The sequence below is a fragment of the Acinetobacter sp. UNC436CL71CviS28 genome (assembly GCF_000620525.1).
GTDB classification, from domain to species: domain Bacteria; phylum Pseudomonadota; class Gammaproteobacteria; order Pseudomonadales; family Moraxellaceae; genus Acinetobacter; species Acinetobacter radioresistens.
In genome coordinates this window covers 21,052-33,905 of record NZ_JIBB01000001.1, presented here as the reverse complement: position 1 = coordinate 33,905, position 12,854 = coordinate 21,052, and the positions used below count along the sequence as shown (strand labels likewise).

Annotated in this window: 10 protein-coding genes and 3 tRNA genes; 8 read left to right on the top strand and 5 right to left on the bottom strand. The window is 42.5% G+C overall.

From position 1 onward, the window contains the following. Positions 1-7: 7 nt before the first annotated feature. Positions 8-1,180: an acyl-CoA dehydrogenase family protein gene (locus tag N518_RS0100180; RefSeq protein WP_017400892.1), complete on the bottom strand. Its 1,173-nt coding sequence runs from the start codon at positions 1,178-1,180 to the stop codon at positions 8-10. A 183-nt stretch (positions 1,181-1,363) separates the two neighbouring features. Between N518_RS0100180 and N518_RS0100175 the strand changes: the two genes are divergently transcribed. The 5 genes from N518_RS0100175 (at position 1,364) to N518_RS0100155 (ending at position 6,702) form a co-directional block, all read left to right on the top strand. Then, positions 1,364-1,621 carry a succinate dehydrogenase assembly factor 2 gene (locus tag N518_RS0100175; protein ID WP_005018377.1) on the top strand — a complete coding sequence of 86 codons (258 nt, stop codon included), beginning with the start codon at positions 1,364-1,366 and terminating at the stop codon, positions 1,619-1,621. Beyond that, positions 1,614-2,000: a hypothetical protein gene (locus tag N518_RS0100170; protein WP_005024450.1), complete on the top strand. Its 387-nt coding sequence runs from the start codon at positions 1,614-1,616 to the stop codon at positions 1,998-2,000. The genes N518_RS0100175 and N518_RS0100170 overlap by 8 nt, the downstream gene beginning before the upstream one ends. A 477-nt stretch (positions 2,001-2,477) precedes the next feature. Further along, positions 2,478-3,593 carry a hypothetical protein gene (locus N518_RS0100165; protein ID WP_005024452.1) on the top strand — a complete coding sequence of 372 codons (1,116 nt, stop codon included), beginning with the start codon at positions 2,478-2,480 and terminating at the stop codon, positions 3,591-3,593. A gap of 77 nt (positions 3,594-3,670) precedes the next feature. Further along, entirely contained in the window at positions 3,671-4,264 is a 594-nt protein-coding gene (rrtA, locus tag N518_RS0100160) for a rhombosortase (protein ID WP_005024454.1), read from the top strand. Positions 4,265-4,422: 158 nt separating this feature from the next. Further along, on the top strand, positions 4,423-6,702 hold the full coding sequence (locus N518_RS0100155) for a TRAP transporter large permease subunit (RefSeq protein WP_005024457.1): 2,280 nt from the start codon (positions 4,423-4,425) through the stop codon (positions 6,700-6,702). Positions 6,703-6,768: 66 nt separating this feature from the next. On the opposite strand, the gene N518_RS0100150 is transcribed toward N518_RS0100155, so the two are convergent. The 4 genes from N518_RS0100150 to rnr form a co-directional block, all read right to left on the bottom strand. After that, positions 6,769-7,200, bottom strand: a complete 432-nt coding sequence (locus tag N518_RS0100150) for a hypothetical protein (RefSeq protein ID WP_026443868.1) — start codon at positions 7,198-7,200, stop codon at positions 6,769-6,771. Between the two features lie 9 nt (positions 7,201-7,209). Beyond that, the gene (locus N518_RS0100145) at positions 7,210-7,425 is read right to left on the bottom strand and encodes a YheV family putative zinc ribbon protein (RefSeq protein WP_005018388.1); all 216 of its coding nucleotides are present in this window, start codon (positions 7,423-7,425) and stop codon (positions 7,210-7,212) included. A gap of 36 nt (positions 7,426-7,461) precedes the next feature. Continuing rightward, positions 7,462-9,501, bottom strand: a complete 2,040-nt coding sequence (locus tag N518_RS0100140; RefSeq protein ID WP_026443867.1) for a M3 family metallopeptidase — start codon at positions 9,499-9,501, stop codon at positions 7,462-7,464. Positions 9,502-9,711: 210 nt separating this feature from the next. Next, entirely contained in the window at positions 9,712-12,120 is a 2,409-nt protein-coding gene (rnr, locus tag N518_RS0100135; protein ID WP_026056640.1) for a ribonuclease R, read from the bottom strand. A gap of 267 nt (positions 12,121-12,387) precedes the next feature. Here rnr and N518_RS0100130 point away from each other — a divergent pair. From N518_RS0100130 to N518_RS0100120, 3 genes are all read left to right on the top strand, one after another. Further along, positions 12,388-12,477, top strand: a tRNA-Ser gene (locus N518_RS0100130). A 14-nt stretch (positions 12,478-12,491) separates the two neighbouring features. Further along, positions 12,492-12,568, top strand: a tRNA-Arg gene (locus N518_RS0100125). A gap of 74 nt (positions 12,569-12,642) precedes the next feature. Further along, positions 12,643-12,719 (top strand) — tRNA-Arg (locus N518_RS0100120). Positions 12,720-12,854 lie beyond the last annotated feature (135 nt).

The window sequence follows — 12,854 nt, the reverse complement described above, 5'->3', positions numbered from 1 at the left end:
TTAGATTTTATAATGTTCTGGAAATTAACTCTTTCATGATTTCATTGGTACCGGCATAAATTCGGTTAGCACGGTGATCAATATAGGCACGTGCGATTGGATACTCCAGCATATAGCCATAACCACCATGCAGCTGTAAACATTCATCCACGACTTTTGAATATATATCAGAAAGCTTGTATTTGGCTGCTGCTGCTGCATCAATACCTAATTGTGCTTCAAGCTGCAATTGCATACAGCGGTCCAGGTAGGTACGGCCCATGTCAATTTCTGTACGCAATTCAGCGAGCTTAAATCGTGTATTTTGGAAAGTTGCTATCGGTTTACTGAAAGCTTTGCGTTCTTTTGTATATTGTACCGTATGCGCAAATGCAGCTTCAGCACCAGCTTGGCAAATGATTGCTACCAGCATACGTTCCCATGCCAGCTCTTTCATGAGCATCATAAAGCCCATACCTTCCATGCCCAGCAGATTTTCTTTAGGTACCCGGACATTATCAAAAAATAGCTCACAAGTATCTTGGCCTTTCATACCAATCTTATTGAGCGGTTTACCTTTACTAAAACCTGGACGGTCAGCCTCTACCATAATCAGAGACAGGTTTGCTGAACCTTTATCACTGTTCCCGGTTTTACAGACTACAATTGCCATATCGCAAAGATAACCATTGGTAATGAATATTTTCGAACCATTGATGACATATTCATCCCCATCCAGTATCGCCGAGGTACGTACTGCCTGAAGATCAGAACCAGTACCCGGTTCAGTCATGGCAATAGCAGTTACTACTTCGCCGGTAGCCATTTGTGGCAGCCAGTACTGTTTCTGTTTTTCATTACCAAAGTTATTAATATAATTCGCTACAATATCAGAATGCAGAGAAAAACCGGTCGCTGAGTCACCCGCATAGGCCTGTTCTTCAATCAAAATCATACTATAAAGCCGGTCTACACCAGCGCCGCCATATTCTTCTGGCATGGTCGGGCAAAGCAGACCCAGAGCTCCAGCTTTATTCCATAAATCACGATCTACATGCTGCTGTTGCTCGTATCGTTCTGTATAAGGGATGACTTCCTTTTCATAAAATTTACGTACAGTCTCACGAAATGCATCATGATCAGAATTAAACAGATTTCTAGGTAACATGGGTGCAAGCGGACGAATAGCAGCAGATTGCATTTTTTGTTTTATCCTTGTGTGATATTTTCTTTTAAACCTAAACAGCCCGGCTTTTTTGTACAATAGGCCAAATGCTCAATCACCATCAAAAAATTGATGGTTTTCGCCATTTTATGGAAAAGCTGCAAATTTTAAGAGTGGATCAGTTAAACTATTCTGAAATTATTCACTTGGGGATAGAAAATGTCTGAAGAAATGACTTTGGAAGAACGTAAAGTAATTTACCGTGCACGCCGGGGACTAAAAGAAATTGATGTATATTTTGACCCTTATGTAAAACAATATTATTTACAAGCTGATGCGGAAGAAAAAGCCACCTTCGCCGAGCTCGTCGCACAGGAAGATCCTGATCTTCTAGACTGGTTTATGGAGGTTTCTGAACCTCCACGTCCGGAGATGAAACAGCTAATCATTAAACTTAAACATTATGTCCATGGTTAAGCAGTGTTTTAAGCTGAAACCTAGCCGCATGGCTATTATGGTTCAGCTTTCTTTACTACTCGGTTTGCTGATTTTGTTCTATTCACTACTACCGTTGGGGCTATGGCTACTCTGTTCTGTCATTGGTTTGATAAGTTATAGCTTATTTTTAAAAGCGCCGCGTCCTGTACGCTTTGAATATCTAGATGCTGAAGAATGGACTCTTCAGTTCTGTAAAGCTAAACACTTAGATCGTGTTGTGATTCGAAAGATAATTGATCATCAACTTTATATTGTAATTTATTTTCAGAAAAATCAGGTTAAACCCTTGGTTATCTGGAGTGATCAATTGTCTCTTGTATACTGGAAAAAATTAAAAATGTTAGCCAAGCTGTATTAGTAATATTAAAATATTGTTTTAATTTACTTTTTTTTATGTAAATTATTTATTAATCCGATTATTAGGTGAGTTGCTGTTCGTCAAATAAATTATAAAAATTTTAATTTGTCTGACAATTCTTCATGTCTAGTTGTCAAACATAGGTTAAATTGATTCACAAGCAGTTTTTAATATCTTTACTTTTTAAGATAACACTAGATTAAAACGCTGCATCAAATTTAAAAAATTACAAATGAATTTGAATGTAGGGTTTGCACTGAATATGTCCAGTTAATAAGTAGCATGTGCTGAACCGTCGCAATGCTACTTTTTTTTGCCTAAATTTTTTAAATTTCCTGATTCAGGTCATATTTAATCGTACTTTTTACTGGCACAGTTGCAGTGAAAATTAGAGTAATTACTCTTCTCTTCAGATTTTGCATCTGATATGTTGAGCTAACTCATGGATATAACAAAATTAAAAAGAGGACAGGAAGAATGTTAAACGTCCAAAAAATTGGCCAAGGCATGGCACTCGCAGTAATGGCAAGTTCTTTATTTACCGGATGTTCTTATGCAGTAAAGTCTGGGACAAATCTGGCCTTGGGCTTTAGTGAACGGCACATTGTGCCCCCAATACTGGCTATGAATGATTCGGATATGGTCTGTAATTCTGGTAATGCTTTAACACCGGCAATTATGGCGACTAAAGATATGGGGGGAGATCCTACCCGCATAGCTGTGTTGCTTTACACGGCTTCTGGCATGTGTGCGGAAAATCAGGCACTTGAAGCCGAGCTGCGTTATTTGCGTGCATCAAAAAGTGGTAACGTGACCGAAGCACAGGATGCCCGGATTGAGCAAAAACGCTGGGCTGCAACTGCTGCACAGCGCCAATATACAGCGTATCAACTATTTGCAGAGCGCTGGGAAGCAAAACATAAAGCTACCCTCGGTGACTCATGTCCGACCATGCGTAGTGACCTAGACCAGACTGTGTATTTGCTGGGAATGATCAGCGGCTTGCAAGCCATGACTAATGATATTAATTCGGGGGGGGAAGCCAATGTACCTAAAGATATCGCTGCAATTGTAGAGCGCGGCATGACTTGTCTGGATAATAACAAGTTCTGGGGCGCTCCACAGGCGACCCGCGCCGTGATCTGGACTCTGTTGCCTGGTTCAGGTGATGGTAAACCCGACCCGTATCAAACCTTAAAACAATCGGTACAAATTGGAGAGCAAAAAGGCGTGCGCATGTCACATGCATTATATGCAGTCGCAGCACAGGCATCAGGTGATGATAATAAAATCCGTGATGCATTACGTACCTATCATGCCTCACTTGCTGAAGACAAACCGGTTAATCCGGATTACCGTTTAATCGATACAATGGCAGGAATGATGGTTCGCGGTATTTCTGATCGTTACTGGACTGAGAATACCGGAGTACGTACTGCTGAAGGCGGGATGAGCAGTTTCTGGGATGAGCAGCAATCTGGCAATGAACTAGAGGACCTGTTTGAAGGGGGAGATACAAATGGCGTGGAGGACTCTAGCGATATAGAAGTCGAAGCATCAGATACCCCAAACGAAACTAAACAGGGCAATTAACAGTTCAAAAAGGGCAGAACATGATGCTAGCATAATCTAGATTTACCTACATTTGAATATGGCGAGTATAAGGGCATATGACTATAAACGACTGGAATTTAATTAAGAAGTTAGTTTTTATAGCCAGCTGTGCCTCAATTTCAGCCTGTTTACAGGTATATGCGGATTATTTTATTTATTGGCGTGATCTTGTATTTAGAGAGCCGTGGCGTTTATGGTCTGCCCACTGGGTTCATGTAGGCTGGATACACTATTTACTGAACATGCTGGCATTCTCTTGTCTGCCTTTTATTTTTCCCCATATTCGTATTCGCAATTTCTTTTTCTTGCTGATTGTTTTAGCTCCACTCATCAGCCTGAGTTTTTATTATATTTTACCCTCAGTTGAAGCCTATGCAGGTCTATCCGGTGTCTTGCATGGTTTATATGTAGCAGGCGCAGTCATCTATAGCCAGTATAAAAGAGAGCGTAAATTTGCATTGTTAGTATTCAGTCTGATACTGGCCAAACTACTTTGGGAAAATACAGTAGGTCAGCAGGGAACAGCAGAGCTAATTGGCAGTCCCGTACTGGTTGAAGCTCATCTGCTAGGCGTATTCTGGGGCACTATATTGGCCTTAATTGCTCTGGTATACCGCAGGAGGAAAATTAAAATAGGCATGGCAATTTAGAAAAAGAGCAAGGATCGTATTTAACTACTTTTTACAGTTTCATCATAAATAGCGTAACCGTAGTGTGGATAAGGATATATCCACATTAAAGAAATAAAAAAAGAATTTTATGCCTAAGCATTGCTGAAGCATAAACACAGGATAAAAGTGGAAAGAACATGCAACCAACACAAAAACAAACTGGCTTGGGTCGCCTAAGCTATATCTGGACAGAGTGGATTTCCACTTTTGTTATTCTTGTTTTGTTACTGCTTACACTGGTGATTGGGACCGGTGAAATGATTCATGGTCAACTGCTACGGATGGGAGAACGTCTGTATGGCGATCCTGCAAGTGGAATGCAATATTCGTTTTTACGGGCTGAACCAGAAAAGCCAACCTGTGAACGTCATCCTGATATTGATGCACAGGTACAAAAACAGATGCAGGCCAATGCAGCAGATGAGTTCGCTGATATTTTCGGCACCGCTTCAGAGGCTGATGTTAGGGCTTCGATCTTGGCAGGGCAGCAACTCTGTGAAGAAAAATATCAGTTCCATGATCGGGCAGTTACCTATATTGATGACCACAGTACCCTCAGAACATATCGTGCCGTCGAAACTTCATTTTTCGGAGTTTTTCAATTTGGAACCGAAAACCGTGCTCTAATTCTAGTTATTATGGTGGTATTTGCTGCCATCAGCGCGACTTTAAAAACTCATCATATTGGTTTGCGGAGTCCTGCTACCCGAATTGACTATAAAGTATATTCGGTCTTCATGCTGGCGGCGAATCTGTTACTCACTTCATCTGCTTTAAGCCAATATCATTCAATGATGAATGCCGGAGTTGAAATTGGCCGGGAAATCCAAATTATTTATGGGCTGTGGATTACCCTGTTTGGTATATTAAGCCTGATCAGCTTATTTTATCTGTTTAAGCCTCCTAAACCGTCACGTGAAGGCGGCAGCTTTGGTCTGGCATTTCTAAGTGTGCCTTTATATGCCTATATGGCAGTAATTACTGGGGTGGCCTTTACTTTCTTCATGGACTATCCGATGGGTCAGGGAATTTATCTCGGACAATTGGTGGAGTTCTCCAGTATCTTTTTAAATTTGGCTTTATTTATCTGGGCAGGGATGCTGTTAAAACAGACCCAGATTGTAGATATGTTCCTGAATATTTTACGTCCATGGAACTTGGCTCCAGAAACTTTGACCTGGTTAATTTTGCTGGCTGCTGCTTTGCCTACAGCTTATACCGGTGCATCGGGAATTTTTGTTATTGCAGCCGGCGCGATTATATATAAAGAGGTTTGGCTTTCAGGTGGGCGCCGACAGTTCGCACTGGCTGCAAGCGCCATGTCTGGCTCACTTGGTGTAGTATTACGTCCATGTCTGTTGATTGTAGTGGTCGCTTCACTGAATAAGGAAGTAACGACTGACTTGCTTTACCACTATGGTTTATATGTATTTTTATTGACTTCGACTCTGTTTCTCGTTATTTCACTCTTCTTTGCCGAACAGAAATTTCGGATTGCTGCGCCAAGTGTCGCTTTTCCAAAGTCATTTCGTGCTATAGGCCCGGTACTGCCTTATGTACTGATCTTTGTATTGATCTGGCTGTTTTACAAATATATCCTGGCAACCGATCTTAATGAATTTACAGCACCAGTCATGATGCCCGTAATTCTGCTTATGATTGTTCTGTTTGATAAGTTAAGGCAAAGCCCGGAAGCTGTTACTACGGTAGGCTACAATCCTGCTGTAGACCGTTATGCAGTAACAATGGGAGATCCTGCTACGCTGGCTACAGTGAATACCGCTATACCTGCGACTGAATACCATCAGGTGGTTACAGCTAACGCAACACAAGGAATGTCTGCTGATCATAGTGTAGCAAGATCAGGTCCGGTAAAAGAGCCCCAAGTAGGTTTTAAGCGTGCTTTACATTTATCTACCAGTGAAACAGTGGGCCATATTGGTGCCTTAGTAATTCTCATGGCACTGTCAGTCAGTGTGGGTGGGTTTCTGGAACGCATTGAGATTATGAGTGCTTTCCCAACCGATATCAGCAATACCTTTTTAGTGCTGGCAATGATTGTTGCTGTCATGGTATTTGTTGGCATGATTATGGACCCATTTGGGGCAGTCATTCTAATCTCAGCTACAATTGCGCCCGTGGCTTATCAATATGGTATCCATCCTGTACATTTCTGGATGATTGCTTTAATTGGTTTTGAACTAGGCTATGTCACGCCACCTGTTGCCTTAAATCATCTCCTTGCCCGTCAATCTATTGGTGATGAAGAGGTAGCAGATGCGGATGCAGAAGTACGCCATAAATCATTTTACTATCGTTATGAGCGGTGGATATTACCAGTTATTGTCATGTTTCCTGCGATGCTAATTATTACTTTCGCGCCTTATATTTTTAAGCTGTTCGGCTGGTATCATTAAAATATTGAAACATTAATAGAAAAGCACTCTCGAGTGCTTTTTTTGTAGATATCTTTAGGTAACAGATTAGCTCGAAGGTTGTTGTGCCAGCTGGGCTTCAAGTAATTTAAGCTGCTCTTCTTTAAGCTGAATCAGTTTATCTGCACTGGCATGCTGTTCTTGAAGAAGTGCCTGCTGCTGCTTTAACTGGTCCTGGATATCATCCAGTTTAGCAATTTCTTCTTTAGCCAGTGCTGGAGCCGGATGAACAGGTTCATTTAGGAGCTGATCATCGACCAAGGGAGGACCTTGTTTGGCTTGCTGAGTTTCGGACTGGTCTGAAGGTACAGCATTCATAGGCTTTGATGTACTTTGCTTAATTTCTACCGGCTGTGAGACAGCAGGGGACTGGTCTTGTAGCAACCAGAAATACAGCGCGATCATGACGATGATTGCCGTAATAACGCCGGCAATAAACCATAATAAGTTTGAATTATTTTTTTGCACTGTAACAGGCATCTTTACAGCCTACTGTTTCTGACGAGGCTTGAACTGGATTACCCCTACATCATCAGGAAGAGCAACCTCCTGTGGTTGCTCTATATGAGTAGGACGCCGATCTGAATAACCACATTCAATGCATTCAATCCATTCATCATCTTCGGTGGTCAGCATAATAATTTTATCCAGCGCTTCGCATTTTGGACATCTTACTCCTGCGATAAAACGACGTTTAATATTCATTATCCTAACCACACACTGATTAAATAAAGGACTAGTTTAAGCGGTTTTAGGGTGATCCGTCCAACCTTGATGACGTAATAGCGCGTCAATTTTAGGTTCACGACCACGGAAATTGACAAAAGTATCTAGTGCCTTATCTTTACCGCCTGCGGCCAGTATGGCTGAACGGAAAGCCTTGCCGGTTTCAGTATTGAAAATACCTTCATTCTCAAAGCGGTCAAATGCATCACTTGCCAGTACTTCAGCCCACTTATAAGAATAGTAACCAGCAGCATAACCACCGGCAAAGATATGACTAAAGCTGTGCTGGAAGCGATTATAGGGTACAGCTGGCACCACTGCATATTGTTCACGAATATCATCCAGAACCTGCTGAATCTGCGGGCTATTTAATGCTGGCGTCATTTTATGAATAGTAAGGTCAAATAGTGCAAACTCGACCTGACGTAAAGTCTGCATGCCAGACTGGAAAAAACGTGCTGCCAGCAGTGCCTGTAGTAACTGCTCTGGTAAGGCATCTTTAGTTTCAATATGTTCACTTAACAGGTTCAGGCTCTGCTGATCCCAAGTCCAGAATTCCATAAACTGACTAGGTAGCTCGACTGCATCCCATTCCACGCCATGTGTACCTGCTACTGAAATATTGTCGACTTCGGTGAGCATGTGATGCAGACCATGACCAAATTCATGGAATAGCGTATTGACTTCATCATGAGTGAGCAGGGCAGGTTGTGTTCCGACCGGGGGAGTAAAGTTACAGACCATGTAACATACGGGCTTTTGCAGGTGTTCGGATTGCTGCATGCGTGAACGGAATCCGCTCATCCAGGCTCCGCCGCGTTTACCGCTACGCGCATACAAATCAAAATAGAAACCGCCCAGAACTTCGCCTTGGTCTTCAAGCTCAAAATAATGTACATCGGGATGCCATGTGGCTGCTTCCCGCTCTACAATCTGGATACCATATAAACGTTCTACGATCTGGAATAAACCACGAATGACTTTAGGAGCAGGAAAGTAAGGCTTTAAATCTTCCTGAGACAGATTGAACTGTTGTTGTTTAAGTTTTTCTGAGTAGTAAGCTGTATCCCAAGGTTTAAGCTCATTCACTCCATCTGAGCCGGCTATTGCTTTAAGTTCAGCAATTTCTTTCAGAGCGGGCTTACGGGCATGTTCAGCCAGTTCAACCAGAAATTTATTCACACTGTCTACATCGGGCGCCATCTTGCTAGCCAAGGAGTACTCAGCATAGTTGTTAAAACCTAGCAGTTTTGCCATTTCCTGACGCAGACTCAGAATTTCTTCCATAATCTGGCTATTATCATATTCAGGATGGTCAGACTGCTCTGAAGCGCGTGTAGTATAGGCCTTATACAGTTCTTCACGTAACTCGCGGTCATCGGCATAAGTCATAATTGCCAGATATGCAGGCAGGTCCAGTGTTGCTACAGGCTGTTCCAGTTCACGCTGCTGTCCATACTGTTTTAGCAGCTCGATACTGCTTTGTGGTAAGCCCCTGAGCTGCTCCTGTTCAAGCGGTTTAAAATAGGCCTGCGTAGCATCTAGCACGTGATTGGAAAAATCTGAAGAGAGTTGTGATAAACGTGCAGAAATCTCTGCATAGCGTTTCTTTTCTTCACCTTCTAGAGCAACACCTGAAAGTTTAAAGTCACGTAAGGCCAGTCGAATGGCGCTTTGCTGAGCTTCTGGCAACAGGGAAAAGTCAGGGCTATCATGTAGAGCCTGATAAGTCTGATACAAGACACTATGCTGACCAAGCTCAGTATAATATTCACTTAAGGCAGGAAGTAAGGCCTGAAAAATCTCGCGTGTTTCGCTATTATTCATCACGGCATTTAAATGCGAGAGTATGCCCCAAGATTCGCTCATATTATTCTCAAGCGTATCTACCTGTTCCAGTATGTGAAGCTGTTGCTGGTGATTTTCTGGGACTTGCTGTAATTGCTTTAAAAAAGTCTGGCCATATTCAATCTGCTGTTCAATCTGCCGCTTTAAATGCTCAAGTTTGATCTGGTCAAATTGTGGCAAAGGTAAAGTTGCTTTTTCCAAAGTCATCGTTATACGCCTGATTTTCAAAATACTTGCTACTAGATGTAAGTCTTGTATAAAGGGAAATCAAGACTTGGCAGGAAAATAAGCGTGGGAATCTTGTGGCTGAGCATTAAACTTGCCTTTAAAAAAACATGATTGCAATAAAATTTTTAATAAGGCTAAAAATGAAAAGGCAAGAGATTAGCTCTTGCCATTCACCAAAATAAAGAAGATTTAATCCTGCCGTGATTTGGCATTGGACCTGCGCTTCTTATCCTTTGATTTTTTCTTGGGAGCTTCTTTGCTTACAGAAGCCTTTTCAGCAGATTTTTTTCCTGACTTCTTGGTATAAGAGCTAGGCTTACTGCTTTTATTGCGTTTTTTACGGACAGGTTGCTCACCAGAGTCATCCTTGTTGCGTACGCCGTGATTTTCTTCCCGCACCTGTGCAACGCGAGGGGCACGGCTACGCACTGCTCGTCCAGCATGAGTAAGTTGCCGAACCAGCTCAAAGTCAATTTTCCGTTCTTCAAGCTGAACACCTGCAACCTTAATTCTGACTTCATCTCCCAAGCCAAAAACCTGGCCACGAGACTGGCCAATCAGACTCTGACTCGGCTGGTCATAGACAAAAAAGTCATCTCCAAGCTGGCTGACATGCAGCATGCCATCAACGTACAGATCTTTCAGGGTAACGAACAGCCCGAATTCAGTTACAGCACTGATTATACCGTCGAATTCTTCACCTAGATGCTGCTGCATATAATGGCATTTTAGCCACATTGTTACACTACGGGAGGCTTCATCAGCACGGCGTTCTGTCTGAGAATAATGCTCACCTGCCTCAGCCAGCTGGTTGCCTGACAGGGCAAATTGTTTATGTTTCAAATGTGCTTTAATTGCGCGGTGTAACAGTAAGTCCGGATAGCGGCGGATTGGCGAGGTAAAATGAGTATAAGCTTCATAAGCCAGACCGTAATGACCGATATTTTCTGGTCCATAATAAGCCTGCATCATAGAACGTAATAACACGGCATGAATACTTGGTGCATCAATCCGGTCTTTTGTTGCTTCAATGACGGCCTGATAATCAGCCTGAGTTGGCTGCTCCGGGAAATTTAGTCCCAGAAGTTTCACATAATCTCGTACTTTCTGGGTACGTGAAAATTCTGGTGCATCATGAACCCGATATAACATTGGAATTTCATTTTTCAATGAATATTCAGCAGCTGCAACGTTAGCCAGCAGCATACATTCTTCAATCAGTTTATGTGCTTCATTACGGCTACATGGCAAAATTTCCTTAATACCGCCCAGCTCGTCAAATGTCATATATGTTTCGACAGTTTCAAATTCCATCGCATGACGTTTTGCACGTAATTCTTTCAGGACCTGATAAAGTTGGAACAGGGTATTAAGTGATTTGCGAACAGTACGATCTTCAGGGACAGCCTGGCTGTCACCGTCCAGATAGGCAGCAACCTGGGTATAGGTCAGACGTGCTTTAGAGTGCATGACTGCCGGATAAAATTCATACTGGGTAACACGGCCGGCACGTGAAACATTTAAATCACAGACCATGCACAAGCGGTCCAGATGCGGATTCAGTGAACAGAGACCATTAGAGAGCGCTTCTGGCAACATCGGCAGGACAAAATGCGGAAAATACACAGAAGTCCCGCGTTCTTCAGCTTCTTCATTCAGTGCTGTGCCCAAACGTACATAGTGACTGACATCAGCGATTGCGACCACCACTCGATAGCCACCGCCCGGACGTTTTTCTGCATATACGGCATCATCAAAATCGCGTGCATCTTCACCGTCAATTGTGACCAGAGCCAGATCACGTAAATCTACCCGGCCCTGACGGTCCTGTTCATCCGGCTCTTTAAAACTGGCTGCTTCCTTTAAAACCTCTTCAGGAAACTCATAAGGCAGCCCATATTCCAAGATGGTTTGTGGAATGATAATTTCAGTATCGGCTTTATCTGCCATTGATTGCACAATATGACCGGTAGAAAACTCTTCCCGAGTCGGATAATCATCAATGGCAACACGCACCATATCACCCAAGTTAATTTTGGCGTGATCGATCAGTTCTTTTTCCAGGGTAATCGGTTGATGCTGGTTTGGCATGGAAGGCTGAATAAAATATTCACCCTCATACATTTTCAGCTGCCCAATAATCTGCTTGACCCGGCGCTGGATTACTTCAGTAATAAAGCCCCAAGCTTTACCCTTGCGGTCAGTACTGGTCTGACGTACCCGTACCCGGTCACCATTAAAGACCAGACGAAGTTCACGTTCTGGTAAATACAAGTTATCCTGGCCATCAATCTGTGCGATGCCCATACCTTTTGTATTGATATACACTGTAGCTTCATAAGTAGGCAAGTCAGCAACCAGCTGAAACTTGAATCCATCCTTGACCAGTTGTCCATCACGTACCATTGCAATCAGGCGGTGATTAAGCGCGTCAATACTTTTTTGGTCCTGGATTTCAAAATGCTCAACCAGGTCGGCATGGGATTGCGGCGCCTGTAACTGTTCAATCGTTTTTTGAATCAAAATACGACTAGGAATAGGATTGTCATAACGTTCAGCTTCTGCTTTAGCTTCAGGATCGACCCAATTTTTCATAATTTCATTTGGCTTGACATCAGAAGATACCTTTAGCATAAGTCATGCCGGCCCGGACTGCACGTAAATGATTGCAATAATGTGTTTTATCTTGAGAATAATCGGAAACTAAGTATCTCAAAAATTATAGAGTGAGCATTTAAAGATCAGAAAAGTCTGTAAAACCCGATAAATTGCTTAAAAAATATTTAATTGAACAAAAAAGGCAGAAATTTTTTCAGTCATGGCTTGATGATTGGGAATTAAGTTTGTATTATGGCGGCTCGTTACGGTGAGATGGGTGAGTGGCTGAAACCACGTCCCTGCTAAGGACGCATACGGGCAACTGTATCGAGGGTTCGAATCCCTCTCTCACCGCCAACGATTACCTCAATGCGCTCATAGCTCAGCTGGATAGAGCACTTGGCTACGAACTAAGGGGTCGGGAGTTCGAATCTCTCTGAGCGCACCAATTTATTGGTTTAATTCCTATAAATATTTGAAGTAATTGATTGTAACGACTTGCCATTAATGGCACACAAGTACGCGCTCATAGCTCAGCTGGATAGAGCACTTGGCTACGAACTAAGGGGTCGGGAGTTCGAATCTCTCTGAGCGCACCAACTTGAACATTAAACCGCTTTATAGCGGTTTTTTTGTGCCTGAAAATAATAGATTACTACTTTAATAAATTGGCCTTTAGCTACTTTGGAAATATGAAAACTGCTTATAAAAATTTTTGATCAAGAGTTATCTGA

Coding starts and splice junctions, on each gene's coding strand:
- N518_RS0100180 (WP_017400892.1), bottom strand. CDS start 1,180: ATGCAATCTGCTGCTATTCGTCCGCTTGCACCCATGTTACCTAGAAAT.
- N518_RS0100175 (WP_005018377.1), top strand. CDS start 1,364: ATGTCTGAAGAAATGACTTTGGAAGAACGTAAAGTAATTTACCGTGCA.
- N518_RS0100170 (WP_005024450.1), top strand. CDS start 1,614: ATGGTTAAGCAGTGTTTTAAGCTGAAACCTAGCCGCATGGCTATTATG.
- N518_RS0100165 (WP_005024452.1), top strand. CDS start 2,478: ATGTTAAACGTCCAAAAAATTGGCCAAGGCATGGCACTCGCAGTAATG.
- rrtA (WP_005024454.1), top strand. CDS start 3,671: ATGACTATAAACGACTGGAATTTAATTAAGAAGTTAGTTTTTATAGCC.
- N518_RS0100155 (WP_005024457.1), top strand. CDS start 4,423: ATGCAACCAACACAAAAACAAACTGGCTTGGGTCGCCTAAGCTATATC.
- N518_RS0100150 (WP_026443868.1), bottom strand. CDS start 7,200: ATGCCTGTTACAGTGCAAAAAAATAATTCAAACTTATTATGGTTTATT.
- N518_RS0100145 (WP_005018388.1), bottom strand. CDS start 7,425: ATGAATATTAAACGTCGTTTTATCGCAGGAGTAAGATGTCCAAAATGC.
- N518_RS0100140 (WP_026443867.1), bottom strand. CDS start 9,501: ATGACTTTGGAAAAAGCAACTTTACCTTTGCCACAATTTGACCAGATC.